The sequence below is a fragment of the Parapedobacter brassicae genome (genome assembly GCF_051400755.1).
Lineage (GTDB): Bacteria > Bacteroidota > Bacteroidia > Sphingobacteriales > Sphingobacteriaceae > Parapedobacter.
In genome coordinates, this window is the sequence record NZ_JBLFFL010000006.1 from 223,941 (window position 1) to 246,115 (window position 22,175).

The following is a 22,175-nucleotide window of genomic DNA, read 5'->3' on the forward strand; positions in this document are numbered from 1 at the left end:
GTTATCCTTACCATCCCGGATTATTTACAATTTGTCTGTTCGAAGCGCTGTATCCTGCAAGGTTGCTATAGTAGTCCCGCTCCTGGAATACGCGGGGTTGGCCATTATCCAATGGTGCCCCGCTCACCCGTTTGAAAATATACTTGTAGTCACTACCGGTATATTTCAAATAAGGCCATAATCCACTGACATAGGTATTACGGAAAATATCCGTCCCGATGCGGTAGCGTTTAATATCCCAGAATCGCTTGTCCTCAAACGCCAATTCCACTTTGCGTTCGTTGCGAATGCGTTCACGTGTCAACTCCGCAGCAGTAAGCGGCTTTATCCCTGCACGGTTCCGTACCTGATTGATGGCATTCAATGACGCTGCCAAGTCAATATCCGCCTCAAACGAAGCTTCGGCAAGCGTCAGCAGTATTTCGGCATAGCGAAAATCGATGTAGTTCTGCGTCGAACGAGATTCCGGCACAATGCCGCCTGCCGGATCGAGGTACTTCTTCAGGTAAAACCCCGTCTTGCCCACATCGCCCAGCGTATAGGGACCTTCCCGGCCTACCTGCAACATGCTCGGATCGGCTTCAAAGGGTGCATTTCGGGTACTATAGAGCGTCCCATCGGTGTCGTATATACCCCTGTATATCTGTACGTTTCGGCCAATAAAAGGTGATTCAGACCGCAGCACGGTTGCCGTAAACCGGGGATCCTTTCCAGCGAACAATTCGTCGGGCGAATCAAATTCTTTTCCTTCGAAGTCCAACTCGCCAGTGCGTCCATCGATATATTCATAAGACTCCACCATGGATAGTATCGGTGCCTGCGAATTGCCGCAACATCCGGGTTTGAATCCGTCGGGAAGGTTGAACGTGTCATAGCTGTGCATTTTATCCGCACTATAAGCTTTTTGGAATATCACTTCTTGGTTATTCTTCTGGAGGAATATCGCCTCAAAATTTGCCGCCGGATCACCTGATTTCGTTTCCGGATCGTATAAATTGTCAAAAAGCGCGAACTTCTCAGAATCGACAATATATTTGGCCGCTTTATACGCTTCATTGAAATACGCATTCGCCTTTTCGGCAGGTATACCGACCAATCCATTCAGTTGGACCGATCCGAATTTCGCAATGGAACCGGCATACAGCATCGCCCGGGCTTTCAACGCCTGGGCAGTGGCCTTTGTTGCCCGGTTTGCGCTGCCAGCGTCCCGCTGTTCGGGCAAGTCTGCCGTCGCTTCGTCCAGTTCCTTCATCAAAAACGCATACACTTCATCCTCTGTGTTTCTAGACACAAAAAGTGCATCAGGGTCATCAAGCGACTGCGCTTCCAGAATCAAAGGCATGCCCCCGTACTTCTTGACCAAGTCAAAGTAATAATACGCCCTGATGAAACGGCATTCTGCGGCAATCCTCCTTTTCTCCTCCTCAGACAGCACGCTGCTGCCGATTTGCGCCAAAAGGACATTCGCCCGGCGGATCCACGTGTACATATTCGTGTTCAACGTGAGGCCGTGGTCGCCGTAGTTATTCACCACCGTAATACCTGCATATGGATGCGACGCTTCATCCGTCAGATTAGATTCAAATGTGTTGCTCCTCGCGTGACCTATCGGGATATTGTCATAAAGGGCCACCAGATACAGATCGATCAACGCAGCGGACGACCAAACGTCCGCATCCGATATCCGGTCCATTGGTTTCCTGTCCAGTACATCCTTGATACAGGACGATAGCAATGTAGACAGCAATACGAATACTATTTTAATTCTCATCTTCGTAGCGATTTAAAAGGTGATGCTGACACCAGCATTGTACGTTTTTTGCTGCGGATAGTAGGATAGCCTTCCGGTAGGGGCTTCCGGATCCATGTAGTCCATACCGGTAAACGTCAGCAGATTGAATCCGCTCAACGTAAACGCCATATCCTGCACGCCGATTTTGGAAAATGCCGAATGCGTAAACCGATACGTAATGTTTAACGCTTTTAGCCGGATATAAGACGCATCTTGCAGCCAAAAGGAAGACACCATTTTGTTATTCGGGGCGCCGTCGTTGATGGTCGCGGGATATTTGCCCGGAATCCATTCCGAGTTCGGGTCATTGATATCTGCGCGCCGCCACCGGTCCATAAAGTAGGCGTACGTGCTCATATCGTTGGCAAACGGCTGCACGAGATAATGCTCTTGATACATACTGAATTTAGCCGATCCCTGCCACAGCATTGAGGCAGACAGGTTCTTCCAGCTCATCCCCATGTTGACACCGAAGTTGATTTCGGGATTATATCCCCGTCCGATAGGCTGATAGTCATCCCCATTGATTACACCATCGCCATTGAAATCATCATATTTAATGTCCCCGGGACGCAAGGTCGAATTGGAGTAGCCATCTTGGATAGGTGAGCTTTTGATCTCTTCATAGGATTGGAACTGGCCGATTGCGCTTAGACCGTTGAATCGATTGGTATACCGGTTCTGTTCGTTGCTCCGCCAATTATGGTATTGGGAATTAAATGCTCCTTGCTCGACATGGGTAAATTTTGCCCGTGTAAAGGATACATTCCCGCTAATATTGTAGCTGATTTCATTGACATGATGACGGTGCCCTAAGATCAGTTCAAACCCCCTCACCAGGTCCTCGTTCAAATTTTCGTCAGGCAAGGTTGCACCAAACGTGTTCGGGATCTGCAGCGCCCGCTTCGATAAAATGTTCTTCCGCCACCTGCTGAATACTTCAGCTTCAGCCGTGAGCAATCCGTTCCAAAGGCTGAGATCAACCCCCAAGTTGAGCATGTTGATCTCTTCCCAGGTAATATTGGGATTAGCAATCCCGGCATCAACCAATCCATTGGTGACCGCCGTACCGCCCAGGATGTAAGAGGAAGAAGGAAACACATAGCCCGTCAGAAACTGGAAATTACCCGTATTGTCATTGCCCAACTGTCCATAAGAAGCCCTTAGTTTCAGGTTATCGATGACCGAGACATTGTTCTTGAAAAACGCCTCGTCAGAAATCCGCCAACCTGCTGAATATCCCGAAAAATACCCCCACCGGTACTCGGGCGGGAAGCGAGGGGAACCATCATAGCGGAAACTGTATTCCAATAAGTACTTACCCTTATAATCGTAATTGAACCGGCCCACAACACTCTGCCGGCCGCTATCCCCCGCGGTACCCCGGTTTGTCTGGTCCAACGCAGGACCGGCAAAGATCTGGTCGATAGGCACCACATAATTGATCCGGGTACCCCCTATCGAACTGGAAATATCTTCCATTTCCTCATACAGCACCATTGCACTTACGTTGTGATCTTCTTGGAAACTCCGGTTATAGTTAAGCGATGCCTGAATCCGCGACCCAACCATTTTCAGGCTATTGAGATCCAAGGTATTGCTTTCGCGCGCGCCGGTTTGCGTTGATGTCGCTGTGACCGGATCCCACGTATACAGGCCGTATTGCTTCATCCATTGTTTGCGGTCTTCGAAATACAAATCCCGCACGCCTGTTATCTTAGCACTCAAGCCCGGTACAAATGGGATTTTATAATCAATGGTGAGATTACCCTGGATGGCATTTACCTGATTGCGGATATAGCCTGTCAGATCCCGGTCCAGATACGCGATCAGGCCATAGTTGCTGTTCTGAATCTTGCCATCCGGCGTATATGGATTTACGATCGGCCATTGATATTGCATCCACGAAGCCATCAAATAAGCGTCTTGCACCAAATTATTCCTGTTTTCCGTCCGCGCGCCAAGGTCCAACGAGACACTCAAGCCGTCCGTGATCTGCGCATTCACATTAGACCGGAAATTGTACTTTCTATAATCCTGATTACCCCCTTTCCACATCGCTGCCTGATCCGTCTGTCCGAGCAAGAAAAAGTATTTAATGTGCTCGCTGCCCCCCCGGACGGTAGCATTGTGCTGAACCTGAGGCGTATAATCCCGCACAAACAGATCGTAGTAATCGACATTCGGATAATTCAATGGGTCGCTTCCATTCCGGAACTTTTCGAGCTCCTCATCGGTATACACCGGCGAGCCACCACTATTCACGGCAGCCTCGTTTTTCAGTATCGCAAACTCCTCTGAAGTCACGAAACGCGGATAGTTAGTGACGTGCTGCAATCCATAATTGAACGAATAATTAAACACCGGCTTACCTATGGTGCCTTTTTTTGTCGTGATCAATACCACACCATTGCCACCGCTGACCCCGTACACTGCGGTAGACGCCGCATCCTTCAATACCGTAATACTCTCAATCTCATTAGGATCCAATCGGGAAAAATTTCGCCCCACTACGCCATCGACCACGATGAGCGGAGCACCGAACCCCCGAATATTAAAGCTTACATCGTCATTTCCCGGCTCGCCGCTGCGCTGTACAGCCATCAATCCAGGAAGGTTTCCAGCCATCAGTGCACCCACGTTGGCCGCCGGAACGATCGATAGCTGCTTGGCATCCATGGTCGCTACCGCACCGGTCAGATTCGCCTTTTTCTGCGTACCATAGCCTACTACCACCACCTCCTCCAATGCGCTTTGGGCACTCACCAATGTAACCTCTAGCTGGTCTCTGCCAGCGATAGCGATTTCCTGCGGTTCATATCCAAGATACGTAAACAAAAGCGTATCCGTCTGAGCAGCATTGATGGTAAACTGCCCCACGTCATCCGTTGTTGTACTGTTAGCGGGTTGATGTTTGACAGCGACCGACACCCCGGTCAATAATACGCCTTCTTCATTGGAGGTCCGGCCATTGATTCGCGTTTGCTGCTGGGCCCAGCCGACATGAACCTGTACGACCAACAGCAGCGCCATGCTGAATGTTGCAAGAACACACCCGCAGGCAGGGGGCCTCAAAAGTTTAAATGTCCATGGTCTTTTCATAATTCCCGTGGTTAGTTAGGGGGGTTAAAATCATTTATTTAGTCAGTAACCGATTCCATATGCCGTTATTATGCCAATTTCAAAATGTAAATAACCGCATATTAAACGCAAATATATGATGATGCTTTGAATTACACAAGAAATCATGCAAAATAAACGATATAATAATGCAGAAAACTTGCACATCTAACTAGACCACTCCCACAAACCTGTAAAAAATACCGCCAAATTTGCAACAACAGGTAATATCAACTATTTTTGCTTGACATTTGCGGTTTTTACACACGAAGCCGCAAGGCCAAAAATTTATATTAAATCGAGCATTAATTTTCAGCGCTTGCGAAAGTAAGTTCATCCGTTATGAGAAAAGATAAGCGACATGCCATTATTTTGAGGGAGGTAGACCTCCACAATAAAGTGCTTTCCGTAGATTTAAGCGAACAGCTAAACGTTTCTGATGACACCATCCGCCGTGATATTAAGGAATTGGCATCCGAAGGAAAGCTGATTAGAATACACGGCGGGGCTGTCGGCAAGTCCTTCGTCACGCCGTTCAATGCCGACAATGTGGTATATGCTGCCGATGCCAAAGCCAGGATAGCGCATAAGGCTCTTTCGCTGATCAAAAACAGCATGGTCATCCTTACCGAAGGTGGCACCACGATGCTTGAGCTCGCCAAGGTCATTCCCGCCAACCTGAAGGCCACCTTCATCACCATCAGTCCACAGGTAGCGATCACCCTCGCGCAGCACGAGAGCCTTGATGTCATCAGCATCGGCGGAAAGCTGCTGAAAAATGCCAACCTCCACGTCGGGGCGAGCGTCGTCAATCAGTTAGCCGGTTTAAAAGCCGACCTCTGCATCCTCGGCGCCAATGCGTTCTCCTCCGAAGAAGGGCTTACCGACCTCGACTGGGAAGTGGTGCAGGTCAAAAAGGCACTTATCCGGTCGGCCAAGAAAGTCGCCGTCATCAGCATCTCCGAAAAGCTCAACACCGTGAAGTGGCTCAATATCTGTTCGGCAAGCCAGGTGAGTTACCTGATTACCGAACTCGATCCTACTGATCCGTTATTGAGCCATTATACCCAAAAGAACATCACGGTGCTGTAGCGTTTTGTCAACCGAGCCGAACCAAATGGTTGCCGCTATCCATCCTTCAAGCAGTCAGGCGGATTGCGGTTATGATATTTCGCCAATATCCAGAAAGGTTGATTGACAGAATCTGACGGCGTACAATTGACCTCTTTATTGGCTACCGATTCTGAACGGGGATTATTCGCTACCTCAGACCGAACGACAAATTTTTTCTCCAGGCACCTGATGGGCTTTTGATCCACGAGGTAAATCCGTCGCTCTGTAATGTTGTCTTTAGTTGACCCTTCAGGACCGGACTCAAATGCCCACGACACCCTATTTAGGTAAACGAAAAACAGCGTGCTGTCTTGTACGAAGTAGTAATCTACAGCAGAATGATGGTCGTATTCATTGTATCGATGCACAATCATCCGAAGGCGACCTTTTTCCGAAAAATAACTTACCGTTCCGCTTTTTTCATTATAACATGAGTATTTGAAAGATGCTGAGTCCAACGTACCTCTTTCTTTTTGTGCGACGATAGCGGCGTATGTGCGCTGTATATCCTCAACCGTGCGCGGTACTTGGTCAGATGTTGCCGAAACGATAACAGGCGCAGTTGACATGTCTTTCATTTGGCCCTGTTCGGCTTGCCCAGCTCCTGTGTTGGTCCGCTCTGTACACGAAGCGGCAAGTAAAATTGTTATCAAATAAACCAGGTTTCTACGCGGTATTATGCTGTATTCCATAACATTATAACGCTATTTGGATGATTTGGTTTCGTGGCATATAACAGCAATTGCCTAAGTTTGCATGAAGAGGCGCTGCCCTATGAAGATATTTGATGCACATTTCCATATTATTAATCCGGAATTTCCACTGGTGGAAAACAATGGATACGTTCCACCTGATTTTACAACTGAGGCCTATATTGATGCTACGCGTAAATATCAACTAGCTGGTGGAGCAATTGTCTCGGGTTCTTTTCAGGCATTCGATCAGGAATATTTGATTGACGCCCTAAAAACGCTGGGTGACGGATTTTTCGGTGTTGCTAATATTCCTATCGGTATCACCGATGAAGAACTCGAAAGATTAGCCAAAGCAAATATTGTGGCCGTTCGGTTTAATATCAAAAGGGGCGGTTCTGAGGGAGTAAGACATATGGAGAAACTGTCTAACGCGCTCTTTGATAAATACGGATGGCATACCGAGCTTTATGTGGAAAACAAAGACTTAGAACGCTTGAAACCAATTTTAAGAAACATTCCAAAATTTTCAATAGACCATTTAGGGTTAACACCTGAGGGGATTGAAGAATTATACTATTGGGTAGAAAAGGGTGTAAACATTAAAGCAACAGGTTTTGGAAGAATAGCTATTGATCCCATACCGTTGATGAAAACCATTTATTCGATCAATCCTAAAGCGTTAATGTTTGGGACAGATTTGCCTTCTACACGAGCCAACATTCCTTTCTCGGATAAAGACGTACAGCTCATAAAGGATAACTTCTCGATCGACGAAACAGAAAATATATTTTACAAAAACGCCTTTGACTGGTATAAACCGAGGACTGGTGCTTATTCCTTTTCCTCCGGCCATTGATCTTCCAGAAATTCACGCACCTCATGGAGATTGTCAAAAGAACGGCTCACTTTCAGCACCTGCCGGATGGATTCATGGGTCTGTACACCAAAGCAGGTTAAGCCAGCGGCCTCAGCTGCCGTGGTGCCGGTAAGGGAGTCTTCCAATACCAGACAGTCGGTTGGCTGCAGGCCCAGCTGCTGCACACAGAGGCGGTAAGGTTCTGCGTCGGGCTTGGGATGGTGTACCTCCGTACGGCTCACTAGTATGGCAAAAAACTGCTTTAGCCCGTTACGCTCAAGGTGATAGGTAGCAACTTCTCGTTTGCTGGACGTGACCACGGCCATAGTGATCTTCCGCCGATGCAAAAAGTTAATCAGATCGGTAGCCCCAGGCATCAACGGTATGACTTCCTCTTCATGCTGCTGGACAATACGTTTCCGAACGCGCTCAAAGACCTCCAACATGTCGGCCTCAAAAGCATAGTTGGTGCGCAGGAGATCAAATGCCTGTCCATCGGTTTTGCCGGCCCACTCATTCAGCCACATATCGCTCGTGAGCGTAAAATCATAGTGCGCTAGTGCCGCTCTCCATGCCTTGTAGTAAAACCATTCCGAATCAATGAGCGTACCGTCCAAATCAAATAATACCGCTTTTTTATTTTTTATCGTATCCACGCTGGTAACTGTCTGTGTTCATGCTATCCTACCGCCTCTTTTCTAAATAAAGTCAATGTAAAGGTACAAAAAACCAATAATGCTTCTCACCGATACTCGATCTGCATATTTTCATTTGAAATACTAAATTAAACACTTACTTTTGCAGCCCACCAAGAATCTGGAGAGGTGTCAGAGTGGTCGAATGAGCACGCCTGGAAAGTGTGTATCCCGTGAAACGGGATCGAGGGTTCGAATCCCTCCCTCTCCGCAGATTAATGAATGTCCCGCGATAGCGGGCATTTTTGTTTTGTAGACTTGCCAAGCTTGCTTGAGCAAGGCGAAAAAACGAAAATGATAGAGAGTGAAGCGAACGGACATTCATCTGCTTTAAAGCCGTCCTCAACAAGGGATCGCCGGAGTGAAGCTGAGGCATTCCCTCCCTCTGCCAAAGCAAATGAGGTGCCTTTCTTCTGACTTTCTCCTGCCTTTCTTCCCACTTTTACCGTGATTCTAGCGGGGCGTATGCGGGCTGTATGCGGGAAAACCACGCATTCGGAGCGCGTACGCCCCGCGTACGGCGTGCGAGATGGGAGAACACGGGCAGGAGAAAGTCGGGCATTGGTGTGCCCGTTCAGAAAGGCCAGCCATTCCCATGTTCCCGCCCACTTTCCCTTACCCTTCCTTCCCCTTACCCTTCCCTCGGTCCCTATCCGCATATCCCCCGCATGTCCCTCGGAAGAAGTGCCCACAGCCGTACTTTAGCGAAGGGTAAGCGGCAGCGGGATAAAGGCGCATACAGAGGGGGCATGGAATGGGGTGGAGCGATGTTATAGTACTCCCCAAATACTGGACAGCTGCTTAAATGTTTAACTTAGCAGTTGTAAAATAAAAAAAGAAAGAAGGAACCACGAAGTAGCTGCGCAGCAAATTCAGTGCAGGCTTCAAGGCGAAGGTAGCTATCGAAGCTATCAGGAACAGCAGACGGTCCATTTTATGGTGTGGAAACCTTAAAACTAAAAAACTTATGAACATTTCCCTGAAACCTATGACCCGAAAAATTCTCGCAGTCGCTGCTTGCTGCGGCTTATTGTTATATGCCTGTAGCAAAAAGCTGGCTATCGTGCCAGTTTCAAAACCTGGCTTTGCGGCCGGTAGTCTGGAAGCCGGATTTTTAAACCCTCCGGATTCGGCCCGCCCAGGGGTTTACTGGTATTTTATGGATGGTAACCTTTCGGAGGAGTCAATCACTAAAGATCTCGAATCCATGAAAAAGGCGGGAATTGGAAACGCGCTCTTTCTGGAGGTTAATGTGGGCGTACCAAGAGGGCCGGTGGATTTTTTAAGTGATAAATGGAAAGATATTTTTAAGCATACGATCCGTGAGGCTGAACGGCTTGGGATAGAGATCACCTTGGGGACCGGTCCGGGATGGACGGGTAGCGGCGGCCCATGGGTTACCGGTGCTCAGTCTATGCAGCACCTTGTTTCAAGCACAGTGCAGGTAAACGGCCCGGGCAATAAAGAAATTATCTTGCCGCGCCCGCTTCCTCGAAAGCCCTATTTTGGCGAAGCAACGTTAACAGCAGACCTGAAGAAGAAATGGGACGATTTTTATGAGGATGTCGCCGTTCTGGCCTTCCCTTCACCTTCAGACGACACGAAGATCGATGACATTGACGGCAAAGCACTTTATTACCGTGCTCCATATACTTCGGTTAAAGGCGTGAAACCCTTCTTGGATGCTCCGGCGGAGTTCAGGCCCATACCCCCTGCTGCGTCGATAAAGAAAAACACGATAGTGGACCTTACCGCGAAACTTCGTTCCGATGGCACATTAAATTGGAAGGTTCCTCCAGGAAAATGGACCGTCATGCGGTTCGGTAGTCGTAATAATGGTGCAATTACGCGCCCCGCACCAATCCCGGGGCTAGGTTTTGAAGCCGATAAATTCGATACCGTTTCGATGCGCGCACACCTGGACGCTTATACCGGGAAAATATTCGAACGAATAGGCGGCCTGAAAGAGAGCGGATCGGGCGGCTTAAAAAGGCTTCAGATCGACAGCTGGGAAATGGGTGCACAAAATTGGACCCAAAAATTCAGAGAGGAGTTTAAGAAAAGAAGGGGGTATGATCCATTACCTTATTATCCGGTGTATGCAGGGAACATTGTCGGGAATCTGGAATTAAGTGAGCGGTTCTTATGGGATCTCCGCCAAACGTCACAGGAGCTAATTCTTGAGAATCATGCCGGTTACTTAAAAACATACAGTCACCGGAATGGGCTCCAGCTAACGATAGAGCCATATGATATGAATCCTACCGCGGATCTTGAGCTCGGAGCGGTTGCAGACGTGGCAATGTGCGAGTTTTGGAGCAAAGATTTTGCCCATCCTTCAGCATTCAGTTGCATCGAAGCCAGTTCCATCGCTCACGTAAACGGTAATACGCTGGTTCCCGCAGAAGCCTTTACCGCCCAGGCGAAAGAAGGATGGCAACAATTTCCCGGCTCGATGAAGAGCCAGGGCGATTGGGCATTTGCGATGGGCGTAAACCGTTTTGTGTACCATACATACCAGCATCAATATATGGACGACAAATATAAACCGGGAATGACGATGGGTCCCTACGGAGTTCATTGGGACCGGGGGCAGACGTGGTGGCCCATGGTTGGTGAATATCATCGTTATATAGCTCGCTGTCAGTATCTATTACAGCAGGGACGTACAGTAGCAGAAATTCTTTATCTCACACCCGAAGGGGCGCCTCATGTTTTCAGGCCTCCCTCCTCCGCACTCGAAGGCGAGGGTATAATCATCGATAAGAAAGGATATAGTTTCGACGGATGTGCGCCCGGACAGCTTTACAAAGCTACTGTTAAAGATAATAGGATCGTATTCCCCAGTGGTGCATCATATGGGGTAATGGTAATGCCAATTTTTGAAACCATGAACCCTAAGTTACTTAATAAGATCAGGTCGCTAATCCAGGATGGCGCCACCGTGATCGGTATACCGCCAAAGAGGGCACCGGGACTGTCTGGCTATCCGCAGTCGGATGCCGAAATCAGCCGCCTGGCAATGGAGCTTTGGGGAAGTACTGAGATTCCATCAGCTATCACAACCCGGGTTTTTGGAAAGGGCAAACTAATTTGGGGCGGACGTAGCACAGCAGTTGCTGATGAAACTTTGTATCCCTCTTACGAGTCGACTGGCAGTGTACTTGCCGGCTTAAAGATCAGGGAAGACTTCAGTTCTTCCGGCCCAATTCGTTATACGCATCGCACAACGAATAATTATGAAATCTATTTCGTAGCAAACAAAACCGGAGAGAAACAAAATACCTTCTGTACGTTCAACACAACAGTTGCCGAACCGGAACTTTGGGATGCGGTTACCGGTGACATGCGTAAGCTTCCTCAATTTTCTAAGATTGGCATGCAGACCAGGGTGCCGATAACGTTTGAACCCCATCAGAGTTTTTTTGTGATTTTTCGCAAAAGCGGTTCTGGGGTTGCTGCAACAGCGAAGGAAAATTTCCCTTCCAAACGGCTTATCGGTGCTCTGAATGGCTCCTGGACGGTTTCTTTTGATACCAATATGGGCGGACCGGCAGAAGCAACGTTTGATAAACTGAGCGATTGGAGCCTGCATTCCGAAGAAGGAATCAAATATTATTCAGGAATTGCCGTGTACCGTCAGCAATTCGATGTTCCAGCTGGTACCACAATGAACGGATCACGTATCTATCTGGATCTGGGAAAAGTGAATAATGTAGCAAGAGTTCGTCTGAACGGGAAAGAGCTCGGTGTATTATGGACATCGCCCTTGCAGGTAGAAATTTCGTCCGCTGTTCGGAAAAGGGATAATCTTCTGGAGATAGAGGTCGCTAACCTTTGGCCTAACCGGCTGATTGGTGATGAACAGTTGCCCTACGACGGGATAGTTAAGATGCAATGGCCGGAATGGTATGTAAAGAATGAAAAAAGGCCGACTAACAGGTATACCTTTACAACCTGGCGGCATTATAATAAAAATTCGCCGCTGTTAAGTTCGGGCTTGCTTGGACCAGTCACCCTTTATGTAGAATGATAAAAATAGATTCGGTATCGTTAAGCGTTGTTGATTGGAGAAATCGGTTTCCGGGGTTGATAGCTTAACCAAAACAAAACCCGCGCTTGCGGGTTGTATAGTGAAAAAAGCACGACCATGAGAAGTTTCCTATTTATCCTCGCCCTGATCTTGCTCGTTGTTTGGGCAGCAGGCGTATTTTTCTATGCGCTCAGAGGCCTATTCAACATTGTGATTTTTCTTGCTGCTTTAGCCTTCATTATCGGTATTTTTAATAAACCCAAGCGCGCTTGATTATGCCTGAGCGGTAGGGCCGCCGAAATTCATCGGAAACGGCGGCTCTTCATGGGCATCGATCTTGCCATTTGCCGCTTCATACTTGGCGACGTTATCATCCAAGGCATGGAGCAGTCGTTTAGCATGCTCTGGTGTTAGGATAATCCTTGATTTCACCTTCGCTTTCGGTATACCGGGCATGACACGGATGAAATCGATTACAAACTCCGTACTGGAATGGGTAATAATCGCCAAGTTGGAATAGGTGCCTTCGGCAACATCCTCCGCCAACTCGATATTCAATTGGTTATCGTTCTTTTCTGCCATCTATATGCTATCATTAATGTGGTCAATTGCAAATACCTGCTTCTCACAAAAGTGCGAAGAAATTTCCATATTCGTCATGTGAGATCTTATTGGGCAAACGACCTGAAATCATGACCCGATCTGATCGCTAATAAGGTTTCATAAATGAGGCGAATCACATTATCGACATCTTCTTTATGGATCATCTCGACAGTGGTATGCATGTAGCGTAATGGCAAAGACACCAGTACTGAAGGGACGCCTTCGTTCGAATACGCAAACGCATCGGTGTCGGTACCGGTCCACCTTGACGAGGCTTGTCGCTGAAAAGGAATGCTATGCTTTTTGGCCGTCTCAATCAATAGCTTATTGAAATTGATTTGTACGGAAGGTGCGTAGGATACAACCGGACCCTTGCCACAGGCAAGGTCGCCCTGTGTGATTTTATTGATCATAGGGGTTTGCGTATCGTGTGTTACATCCGTAATGATAGCCAGATTCGGTTTGATGCGGTGTGCGATCATCTCTGCACCACGCAGTCCGATCTCTTCCTGTACGGAGTTGACAATGTACAGGCCGAAAGGCAGCTTCTTCTTGCTTTCCTTAAGCAGACGGGCTACCTCGGCGATCATGAAGCCCCCTGCCCTATTATCCAAGGCGCGGCCCACGTAATACCGGTCGTTGAGCACCGTAAACGGATCTTCATAGGTAATCACACAGCCAACGTGTACCCCCAACGCTTCCACTTCCTCCTTGCTGGTACAGCCACAGTCCAAAAAAATATTCTTCAACGTAGGGCTCTCCTCCTTCTCTCCCGATCGGGTGTGGATGGCCGGCCAGCCAAAGACTGCCTTTACCACGCCATGATCGGTGTGGATGTTCACACGCTTGGATGGAGCGATCTGATGGTCGGAACCACCATTGCGGATGACATAGATTAGCCCCTCTTTGGTGATGTAATTGACAAACCACGATATCTCATCCGCATGAGCTTCAATGACCACCTTATAGTCCGCAGTCGGGTTGATGACCGCCACGGCGGTTCCATAGTGATCGGTATAGGTTTCGTCTACATACGGCTTCAGGTAATCCAGCCACAGGCGCTGGCCCTCCCACTCGAATCCGGTGGGTGACGGGTTATTGATATATTGCTCGAAAAAGGCGAGTGATTCGGAAGTGACGACTGGAATATGTGTTTTTGTTTCTTTTTTTGCTTTTGCCATTTTCTGTTTGGTTATGGATAACGATGCCATTGCTTGACCGTGTAAAATTAGAAAATTATCAACAACTTTGCAGGCATAGCTGTTAATTGGATATGAAGAAGACCTTCTTTAAATTGCTTGTCAAGCTCAATAAGCATCTGCTACCGAAGTATTCCAGGAAAGATCCGGCCTCGCTGACCAAATTCCAGCAGGCCGTACTCGGCTACCGGTACTGGACGTTGATCAACTCGCTTTAATGTACCTTGATCTCCGGTTTGGAGGTCGGTTTCTTCTTTTGGGAGCGCAGGTTAAGAAACTCCACCAGCACAGAAAACGCCATGGCAAAGTAAATATATCCTTTCGGTATATGTTGATTAAACGCCTCTGCCGTCAACGAGACGCCGATCAGCAGCAGAAATGCCAGGGCCAGCATTTTTACGGTAGGGTGTTTATTGACAAAATTGCTGATCGTGCTGGCGGATATCATCATGATGATCACCGCGATGACGACGGCAGCGATCATCACTTCGATGTGGTCTACCATCCCTACGGCGGTGATGACCGAATCGAGGGAGAAAACAATGTCGAGAATCATGATCTGCAGGATAACATTGGCAAATGTGACGGCCTTGCCTCTTAGCTCGTGGGCCTCCCCATCGCCTTCGATCTTCTGGTGAATCTCGGTGGTGCTTTTGTAAATCAGGAATATACCACCCAGCAGGAGGATCAGGTCACGACCCGATAAATCCAGGTAAGCCGCCCACTGCTCATCCTGAATATTGAACCAATCTGATAGGTTCACCAACGTGCCCGTAAGCGACATCACCCACTTAATGGAAAACAACAGCAGCACCCGCGTCACAAGCGCCAGCAATAGGCCAAGTCGTCGCGCACGCGCCTGCTGTTCAATAGGTAATTTGCCGCTTAAAATAGAGATAAATACGATGTTATCAATACCCAATACAATTTCTAAGACGGTAAGGGTGAGCAGCGAAATCCAGATCTCAGGGTTTAAAAGCCAATCCATATCGTTTGGTAACTGTCCGTATTCAAAGCTACATATTGTTTTTCAATACTTCCCGAGCGATTATCAGTTTCTGTATTTCCGACGTGCCTTCACCGATGGTGCATAGTTTGGCATCCCGATAGTACTTTTCAACGGGAAAGTCCTTGGTATATCCATACCCGCCAAAAATCTGAACGGCCTCGGTAGCGCAGCGCACGGCTACTTCCGAAGCATAATACTTGGCCATCGCTGAAGTCTTGGTCACCTCTCCACCGTTATTTTTCAATGCGCAAGCCTGTCTGATCAACAGTTCGGCCGCCTCTATTTCGGTTGCCATATCTGCCAGTTTAAACGATATCCCCTGGAAATTCGCGATCGGTTGCCCAAACTGCTGCCGTTCCTTTGCATATTTTACGGCGGCGATAAAAGCCCCCTTGGCGATGCCAAGTGCCAACGCTGCGATGGAGATGCGGCCGCCATCCAACACCTTCATGGCTTGTTTGAACCCCTCGCCTTCTTCGCCGAGCAGATTTTCTTTGGGTACCCGGCAATTGTCGAATATAAGCTCAGTGGTTTCGGACGCCCGCATACCCAGTTTGTTTTCCTTCTTCCCGTGCGTGAATCCGGGGGTGCCTTTTTCGATGACCAACGCCGATACCCCATGAGCGCGATCCTTTTCGCCCGTCCGCACCATGACGACCGCGACATCTCCGCTTTTCCCGTGGGTGATCCAATTTTTCGAGCCGTTGATGAGGTATTCGTTACCCTCCAGTACTGCCGTGGTGCTCATGCGCAAGGCATCGGATCCCGTATTGGCCTCGGTAAGCGCCCAGGCGCCTATCCACGCCCCGGAAGCCAGTTTGGGCAGCCACCGCTGTTTTTGCTGTTCATTACCGAAAGCGAGAATGTGCCCTGTACACAGCGAGTTGTGGGCCGCCAGCGAAAGACCTACACCTCCGCAGATCTTGGCTACTTCCACAATGACGTCTACATACTCCTGGTAGCCCAGGCCTGCACCGCCGTAGGTCTCGGGTACGAGTACACCCATTAATCCCAGTTGTCCCATCGCCTTGAAGGTATCTACGGGGAAAATCTGGGCCTCATCCCATTCCATCACATGCGGACGGATGTATTTATCTGCAAATTCGCGCACCATTTGGCGTACCATGTCTCGATTTTCGTCGGTCACCGTGTTTGATAAACTATCCATATATTCAATGTGGTTTTATTTTATGCACTGCGATCACTGACTTCAAAGCGTACCGCCTGCCGGATGATGCCGGCTTCGTGCAATGATAAATAATATACATTGAAATGTAAACCAAACAAAATATCGTAAAATATGATATAAAATGGTTTTGGGTATGAATTCTGTTTAACTAGCAGGTATCGCCCACAACTGAAGACCATTTGGGTTGCTATAATTTCCAGCAAGAAATTATCGGTTTTTTCAATATCCGATGAGCGAAATCACGTGCGGGCTATATCGGTACAACTGCTCCTTACCATTTAGAAAGTCCAGGCTGATGACAAAGGCATAGCCGACCACTTTTCCGCCCAGTTTTTCGATCAGCTGGCTGGTGGCGCGCACCGTACCGCCGGTAGCCAGCAGGTCGTCGTGGATGAGTACACGGCTACCCGCCGGAAATGCATCTTCGTGGATTTCGATGGTGGCGTTACCATACTCCAAGGCATACTCTTGCTTCACGGTTCGATACGGCAGCTTGCCCTGCTTGCGTACCGGAACAAATGGTTTCCCCAGTCGTTGGGCGAGCATGGGTCCAAATAAAAAGCCCCGGCTCTCGATACCCGCCACCACATCCATATCATCTGCGGACAACAGGCTGACAAAGCGGTCCACTATGGACGCACACAATTGGGGGTCCTTGAGAATGGGCGTGATGTCTTTGAAAACAATGCCCGGTTTAGGGAAATCCGGCACATCCCGTATAACAGATTTCAATCGCTGCTCAATCATGGACAATCGTTAAGTACGGTGCAATTTTACGAAAAATACCCTCATCCATGATCGCGATATTCAATAAATCAGCAAGCGACCGATACGGTCCGTGTTGTTTGCGGTATTGCACGATTGCATTGGCCAGTTTTGGACTGATCAACGGGTGATTTCTCAGCCGATCATAGTCGGCAACGTTCAGCGCTATTTTTTTCACGCTGGCCGTATCAACAAAGATGTGGGCTTTCAGTCCGTCAAACCGTGCGGTGTCAAATCCGTATACGTCCATCAGTTGAGAAATGTGGTAGAAACCGCCCAAGCGATCCCGGAATCGGACAATGCGCGACGCATACACCGGACCGATACCGGGCAACCGTTGCAGTTCGAGCGAATCGGTTGCGTTCAGATCCAACGGGATCAATTGGCGCGCTGGCTCCTCACGCCCGAAATCGTTGCTTCGTCGGTAACTGCTATCCGGTCGCGGCGGCACAGAAGACTCGCCGGTCGTGCTGATCCGGATGTAGGGTTCGAGCCGGGAGTAGTCCGCTTCATCAATCGAATAGATCTTTTTCAAGTCCTCTTTTTTTCGAAAACGGCCGCCCTTCGCCTCATAATTTTTAATCACCCGTATCTGCCCCTCGGAAAGTCCAAGCCGTTTCCAGTCCGTCACAGCCAGCCCATTGGGGTCGAATGCAACGTATTCGATTGGCTCCCCGCGACGCGGAGCGCTGGCGGGTTTCCGCACGGGCTCGGTGGCCAGCGGTTTAGTCGCGTTGGCCGTAGCCAAAAAACGTTCGATATGAACGATATGGTCGGACAAATCGCTGTCACGAACTTCCCGTGTACGATATAACCGCGGCGCCAGCCACAAAGCCAATAAAAACACACCCAGTACGCAAATACCGGTAAGTTCCCTACGGCTAAAAGCAACATGTCGTTCAAACCATTTATTCACGGCTATCCGGTTGGTTTTGGCACCTTAAAGATAGCAAAAAAATGGTTTGATCAAATAAGCTTATGCAACCCGTTCATCCGTTAAGGAAATTAACTCCTTATGGTTGCTCGCCTTTGTACGTGTTTTGGTTTTATGTTTGTTGATTTGCCTGCGCAGCGACTCCACTGCGACATCGGTGGCCGCCTCGAAGGACTTTGCCTGTGCTTTAGCAAACAATTGGCTGCCGGGAATATTGAGCTTGAATTCGGTGATCTTGTTTGCTTCGTCTTCCACATTTTCCAGTTTTAGGTAACATTCACCAACGATGATCTGGTCAAAAAACTGATCGAGTTTGCTTACCCTTTTCTGGATGAAGTTGATGAGCTTCCTGTCTGCATCAAACCGGATAGATTGCACGGTAATATTCATGTTTCCTCCTTTTTTTAGGCCTTTGGATGGGCCTGTTTATAAATCGATTTAAGTCGCTCTACCGAATTATGTGTATATACCTGCGTGGCCGCCAGCCCGGCATGCCCCAGCAATTCTTTTATCGCATTTAAATCAGCCCCATTGTCAAGCAAGGCGGTGGCAAATGTGTGGCGCAATACATGTGGACTCTTTTTCTGCTGTGTCGATATTGCACCCAGGTAGCGGGTCACGATGTCATAAATTAATTTGGGGTATGCTTTCTTCCCTTCTTTAGTAACGATGAGATAGGGAGAATTGTTATCAAATTGTTGCTTTTTTTTTTCCTTAATGTAACCTTGGAGCAATCCGGCCAATGTTTGGTTCAGGGGAACGAGCCTTTCCTTGTTCCGTTTGCCGAAAATGAGGATATTCTGATTATAAAAGTCGATGTGTTCTTCGCGGATCTGCAACAATTCGGAAAGCCGTATGCCTGTGCCAAATAACAGCTCGATAACGGTTTTATCCCGCAGGCCTTCGAACGTGTCTGCAAACGTATCCTCCCGATCGAGCAACGAGGCCAGTTTCTGCTGATCCACCACCACCGGAAGTTTTTTGGGTGTTTTCATTGCCTTGATCAGGGCAAATGGATTTTGTGGCACGACCGCCTCCCGCATTAAGAAATGATAGTATGTTCGGAGCGCAGAGAGGCTTCGGTTGACGCTCCTTGGATGATGCCCCCCGGCTAACAGCGTGGCCAGATACGCCCTCGCCTGCCGATGGGTCACCTGATCAATATCAAGCTGGTGTGCTGCTAAATAGTCGGTATAGCGCCGGATCTCATAGCTATATGCCGTACTGGTGTGTTCAGAATAACGCTTCTCGAACCTAATAAAGCTAATAAAGCGGTCTACAAACATCAAAAACTACCCTTAATATTCTACTTGATGAATATAAGGATAGTTTTCGGAAACTGCAAAATAAATTGCGTATCTGTATGGGATGAAACCCTTAGATGGTGTCTTGATTAAGGCCTTGCTTGTAAATAGCCTTTTTTATTTGTGTACGACGGGTGACAGATTTCTTCTCATACGCCTGGCGTGCGCGTAGCTCTCTCAATACACCGGTCTTTTCAAATTTCTTCTTGAAGCGCTTAAGCGCCCTGTCTAACGATTCGCCGTCTTTTACGTTTACGATAATCATATCCTTAAATACCTCCTTTCGTACCAATTTTCTGTGCGCCCACCTGGGCTCGAACCAGGGACCAAAAGATTATGAGTCTTCTACTCTAACCAACTGAGCTATAGGCGCAACACAAATAATGGTTGTTTTGTGGCTGCAAATGTACATATTTGCACACACATCTCGAAATATTTATGCAAAATATCAAGAATATCATTCTCGACTACGGAAACGTACTATTTGACATCGATTTCTCGGTTTTGAGACAATCTTTTATTGAGTTGGGTATCGCAGATGTGGATCAGTTTTATGGTCACCGGGCGCAGCATACCCTATTTGACGCGTTTGACAAAGGCATCATGACCGCTTCGCAATTCCGCGATGAGATCAGGAAGGCCACCGGCAACACTGGGCTGAGCGACAAGGCGATCGATGATGCGTGGAATAGTTTACTCATTGGCGTAAGGCCCGGACACCACGAATTGCTACTCGAGTTAAAATCCCGCTACCGCACATTTTTGCTCAGCAATAATAACGAGCTCCATTATCAATGGATCATGGCGTACCTAAACCGTGAATTCGGTCTTAACGATAATTCGACCTTCTTTGAAAAGGACTACTACTCCCACCTGTTGGGTATGCGGAAGCCTGACGCCGATATTTTTCAGTTTGTGCTGGATACCCATGGCTTAGACCCCTCGCAGACACTTTTTGTGGATGACAGCCCGCAGCATATCGAGACGGCCAGCAAGCTGGGTTTGCACGCCCATTTACTCAAGCCTGGCGATACCCTGCCAGCACTCCTGCATCGATTGGGCGAATCCGGTGGTATCACACAACGAAGTCGATGACACCCGGTCGGATCTCGACCGTAATGGATTGTCGCCTGTTGATGCTGATCAACTCGTCGTCAACATGAATCAACTTGTTGTCACAGTGAAGCGTAATGGTTTGACTGGCCTCGATCAGTTGCCACGGGGTGCGGGAACGCCTTCCTCCTTTGGATTCCTTGACGTTTTGTAAATACGCAACAAATGCCTCCCGATCGGTTTCTTTTAACAAGGCGACATGAAACGTTCCGTCACCGGGGTCTGCCTGCGAGGCAAGTTCAAGGTTGGGGCCAACCGATTTGATATTCAATATCTCTACCAACAGGTAGTTTCCTTCATATACCGTTCCATCTATGGTAATTCGTCCTCGTTTCGGCTCGTACTGCTTCGCGATGGCGATCAGGTTATTCAATGCGACATCCAACTCCTCTTCCGCAGTCTGTATGTTCGACAAATCGGCCTCCTTCATTTCCTTGATCAACCGCGGCAATAGTCCGAATCCCATGCCTTCGAGGAAAAAATTGGCGCCACGCAGGTTGCCGATCGCTCCTACGTCCACTTTCTTTACCTTCCATGCCGTCACCGCCTGCCGCAGGCCCGAAAGCGACGCAGGAATGCGGAGCGTTTTGGCAAAATTATTGGCTGTCCCCATGGGCAGGAGTGCAACTGCCAGCCGTTTATCCAACATCCGGCGCATCAGCAGTTTCTTCACCGCCCGCCGTACAGTACCATCGCCACCGGCAACCACGACAAGCGTTGTTTTGCGTTCGAGACGTTCCCATTGCTTCGCTTTTGCCGATGTGTATCGACAAGTAAACCCACAGGAAGTAATGGCCGTAATCAAATCTTCCCGGGCATGATCGCGGTCGCCCGCTTTGGGATTATGTACTAAATAAGCGTGTTTACCTGTTTCCATCAAAGCGTTCGCCGTTAATCGACACTTGACCAAACAAAAAATCGAGGAGACTTGTTTTCAAATATAATGACAAGCACACGGTATCGATAAGTGTGCCGCAACAAATCACCTTACATATGCGAATTTTAGTCACCAACGACGACGGCATTTACAGCCCAGGAATCAATGCATTAGCCCGAATAGCTTCAAAATTCGGTGAAGTAGTGGTCGTGGCACCAGACGTCGAACAATCTTCGATGGGCCATGCCGTCACCCATTCCCGTCCGCTGTCTTATAAAAAATCCCCCATCGATTTCCCGGGTTTAGAAGCCTACCGCGTAAACGGTACCCCTGCGGATTGCGTGGCATTAGGAACCCACTTGCGCAATAACATTCAGGTGGTGCTATCCGGCATCAACATGGGACTAAATCTTGGAAATTCCATGTGGCATTCGGGCACCTTGGCCGCGGCAAAGCAAGCGGTGCTATTGGGCAAGAAAGGCATCGCCTTGAGTACTCCGGTCGGAAATACCGAACCGAATTTTGATGTATTGGCACCATTTGTCGAAAAATCCTTGGAACAGCTACTCAAAAATCCCTCGGAGATTGCGCTATATAATGTCAATTATCCTCCAGAACCAATAGGCATTCGTTGGACAAGACAGTCCGTACGGTTTTACGATGGCAAGATTGAGCCAGGCAAAGACCCTATGGGACGCAAGCATTATTGGTTTATCGTCAGCCCTTTGGAGCCCGCAGAGCAAGACACCGACCGCTGGGCGGTAGAAAACAACCTCGTTTCCGTCACGCCGCTCAGGCTTGATCTTACCGACGAAAATCAATTAAAGAAGTTAGCGGAAACGGATCCCTGGTAAAAAGCAAGGGCTTTCAGATATTAA

Annotated in this window: 21 protein-coding genes and 2 tRNA genes; 8 read left to right on the forward strand and 15 right to left on the reverse strand. The window is 48.4% G+C overall.

Features of this window, described 5'->3' with window-relative positions:
• Positions 1-7: 7 nt before the first annotated feature.
• Together ACMGDE_RS16330 and ACMGDE_RS16335 are read right to left on the reverse strand one after the other, a co-directional pair.
• Positions 8-1,771: a RagB/SusD family nutrient uptake outer membrane protein gene (locus tag ACMGDE_RS16330; protein WP_436833893.1), complete on the reverse strand. Its 1,764-nt coding sequence runs from the start codon at positions 1,769-1,771 to the stop codon at positions 8-10.
• Positions 1,772-1,783: 12 nt separating this feature from the next.
• Positions 1,784-4,894 (reverse strand): SusC/RagA family TonB-linked outer membrane protein, encoded by a 3,111-nt coding sequence (locus ACMGDE_RS16335; protein ID WP_436833894.1) that lies wholly within the window; start codon positions 4,892-4,894, stop codon positions 1,784-1,786.
• Between the two features lie 360 nt (positions 4,895-5,254).
• On the opposite strand from ACMGDE_RS16335, the gene ACMGDE_RS16340 reads away from it, so the two are divergent.
• Entirely contained in the window at positions 5,255-6,004 is a 750-nt protein-coding gene (locus ACMGDE_RS16340) for a DeoR/GlpR family DNA-binding transcription regulator (protein ID WP_436833895.1), read from the forward strand.
• A 35-nt stretch (positions 6,005-6,039) separates the two neighbouring features.
• Here ACMGDE_RS16340 and ACMGDE_RS16345 read toward each other — a convergent pair whose 3' ends face one another.
• A complete protein-coding gene (locus tag ACMGDE_RS16345) occupies positions 6,040-6,678 on the reverse strand; it encodes a hypothetical protein (protein ID WP_436833896.1) in 639 nt (212 codons plus the stop codon).
• A 121-nt stretch (positions 6,679-6,799) separates the two neighbouring features.
• Here ACMGDE_RS16345 and ACMGDE_RS16350 point away from each other — a divergent pair, with 121 nt between their 5' ends.
• Positions 6,800-7,576, forward strand: a complete 777-nt coding sequence (locus ACMGDE_RS16350) for an amidohydrolase family protein (protein ID WP_436833897.1) — start codon at positions 6,800-6,802, stop codon at positions 7,574-7,576.
• On the opposite strand, the gene ACMGDE_RS16355 is transcribed toward ACMGDE_RS16350, so the two are convergent.
• Positions 7,552-8,232 carry an HAD family hydrolase gene (locus ACMGDE_RS16355; RefSeq protein WP_436833898.1) on the reverse strand — a complete coding sequence of 227 codons (681 nt, stop codon included), beginning with the start codon at positions 8,230-8,232 and terminating at the stop codon, positions 7,552-7,554. The two genes, ACMGDE_RS16350 and ACMGDE_RS16355, sit on opposite strands and share 25 nt — an antisense overlap.
• Before the next feature lie 162 nt (positions 8,233-8,394).
• On the opposite strand from ACMGDE_RS16355, the gene ACMGDE_RS16360 reads away from it, so the two are divergent.
• The 3 genes from ACMGDE_RS16360 (at position 8,395) to ACMGDE_RS16370 (ending at position 12,304) form a co-directional block, all read left to right on the forward strand.
• Positions 8,395-8,482: transfer RNA gene (locus ACMGDE_RS16360), tRNA-Ser, on the forward strand.
• A gap of 265 nt (positions 8,483-8,747) precedes the next feature.
• The gene (locus ACMGDE_RS16365) at positions 8,748-9,047 is read left to right on the forward strand and encodes a hypothetical protein (protein WP_436833899.1); all 300 of its coding nucleotides are present in this window, start codon (positions 8,748-8,750) and stop codon (positions 9,045-9,047) included.
• Between the two features lie 191 nt (positions 9,048-9,238).
• Positions 9,239-12,304 (forward strand): glycosyl hydrolase, encoded by a 3,066-nt coding sequence (locus ACMGDE_RS16370; RefSeq protein WP_436833900.1) that lies wholly within the window; start codon positions 9,239-9,241, stop codon positions 12,302-12,304.
• Between the two features lie 273 nt (positions 12,305-12,577).
• On the opposite strand, the gene ACMGDE_RS16375 is transcribed toward ACMGDE_RS16370, so the two are convergent.
• Positions 12,578-12,886, reverse strand: a complete 309-nt coding sequence (locus tag ACMGDE_RS16375; RefSeq protein ID WP_436833901.1) for a DUF3467 domain-containing protein — start codon at positions 12,884-12,886, stop codon at positions 12,578-12,580.
• A gap of 86 nt (positions 12,887-12,972) precedes the next feature.
• The gene (locus ACMGDE_RS16380) at positions 12,973-14,088 is read right to left on the reverse strand and encodes a M42 family metallopeptidase (RefSeq protein WP_436833902.1); all 1,116 of its coding nucleotides are present in this window, start codon (positions 14,086-14,088) and stop codon (positions 12,973-12,975) included.
• Between the two features lie 92 nt (positions 14,089-14,180).
• Here ACMGDE_RS16380 and ACMGDE_RS16385 point away from each other — a divergent pair, with 92 nt between their 5' ends.
• Positions 14,181-14,324, forward strand: coding sequence for a hypothetical protein (locus ACMGDE_RS16385; protein ID WP_436833903.1), 144 nt, complete (start codon positions 14,181-14,183; stop codon positions 14,322-14,324).
• Here ACMGDE_RS16385 and ACMGDE_RS16390 read toward each other — a convergent pair.
• The 8 genes from ACMGDE_RS16390 to ACMGDE_RS16425 form a co-directional block, all read right to left on the reverse strand.
• Positions 14,321-15,094 (reverse strand): TerC family protein, encoded by a 774-nt coding sequence (locus ACMGDE_RS16390; RefSeq protein WP_436833904.1) that lies wholly within the window; start codon positions 15,092-15,094, stop codon positions 14,321-14,323. The two genes, ACMGDE_RS16385 and ACMGDE_RS16390, sit on opposite strands and share 4 nt — an antisense overlap.
• Positions 15,095-15,122: 28 nt before the next feature.
• Positions 15,123-16,283, reverse strand: coding sequence for an acyl-CoA dehydrogenase (locus ACMGDE_RS16395; protein ID WP_436833905.1), 1,161 nt, complete (start codon positions 16,281-16,283; stop codon positions 15,123-15,125).
• 240 nt (positions 16,284-16,523) lie between these two features.
• On the reverse strand, positions 16,524-17,051 hold the full coding sequence (locus ACMGDE_RS16400; protein ID WP_436833906.1) for an adenine phosphoribosyltransferase: 528 nt from the start codon (positions 17,049-17,051) through the stop codon (positions 16,524-16,526).
• Positions 17,044-17,985, reverse strand: coding sequence for a ComEA family DNA-binding protein (locus tag ACMGDE_RS16405; protein ID WP_436833907.1), 942 nt, complete (start codon positions 17,983-17,985; stop codon positions 17,044-17,046). Before ACMGDE_RS16405 ends, ACMGDE_RS16400 begins: the two co-directional genes overlap by 8 nt.
• 60 nt (positions 17,986-18,045) lie before the next feature.
• Entirely contained in the window at positions 18,046-18,393 is a 348-nt protein-coding gene (hpf, locus tag ACMGDE_RS16410) for a ribosome hibernation-promoting factor, HPF/YfiA family (RefSeq protein WP_436833908.1), read from the reverse strand.
• A 14-nt stretch (positions 18,394-18,407) separates the two neighbouring features.
• Entirely contained in the window at positions 18,408-19,289 is an 882-nt protein-coding gene (locus ACMGDE_RS16415; protein ID WP_436833909.1) for a tyrosine-type recombinase/integrase, read from the reverse strand.
• Between the two features lie 91 nt (positions 19,290-19,380).
• Positions 19,381-19,572 carry a 30S ribosomal protein S21 gene (gene rpsU, locus ACMGDE_RS16420; protein WP_436833910.1) on the reverse strand — a complete coding sequence of 64 codons (192 nt, stop codon included), beginning with the start codon at positions 19,570-19,572 and terminating at the stop codon, positions 19,381-19,383.
• 34 nt (positions 19,573-19,606) lie between these two features.
• Positions 19,607-19,680: transfer RNA gene (locus tag ACMGDE_RS16425), tRNA-Ile, on the reverse strand.
• A gap of 65 nt (positions 19,681-19,745) precedes the next feature.
• Here ACMGDE_RS16425 and ACMGDE_RS16430 point away from each other — a divergent pair.
• A complete protein-coding gene (locus tag ACMGDE_RS16430; protein WP_436833911.1) occupies positions 19,746-20,402 on the forward strand; it encodes an HAD family hydrolase in 657 nt (218 codons plus the stop codon).
• Here ACMGDE_RS16430 and ACMGDE_RS16435 read toward each other — a convergent pair.
• A complete protein-coding gene (locus ACMGDE_RS16435; RefSeq protein ID WP_436833912.1) occupies positions 20,383-21,297 on the reverse strand; it encodes a diacylglycerol/lipid kinase family protein in 915 nt (304 codons plus the stop codon). The genes ACMGDE_RS16430 and ACMGDE_RS16435 overlap by 20 nt on opposite strands.
• Positions 21,298-21,413: 116 nt before the next feature.
• Here ACMGDE_RS16435 and surE point away from each other — a divergent pair, with 116 nt between their 5' ends.
• Positions 21,414-22,151, forward strand: coding sequence for a 5'/3'-nucleotidase SurE (gene surE / locus ACMGDE_RS16440; protein ID WP_436833913.1), 738 nt, complete (start codon positions 21,414-21,416; stop codon positions 22,149-22,151).
• Positions 22,152-22,175 lie beyond the last annotated feature (24 nt).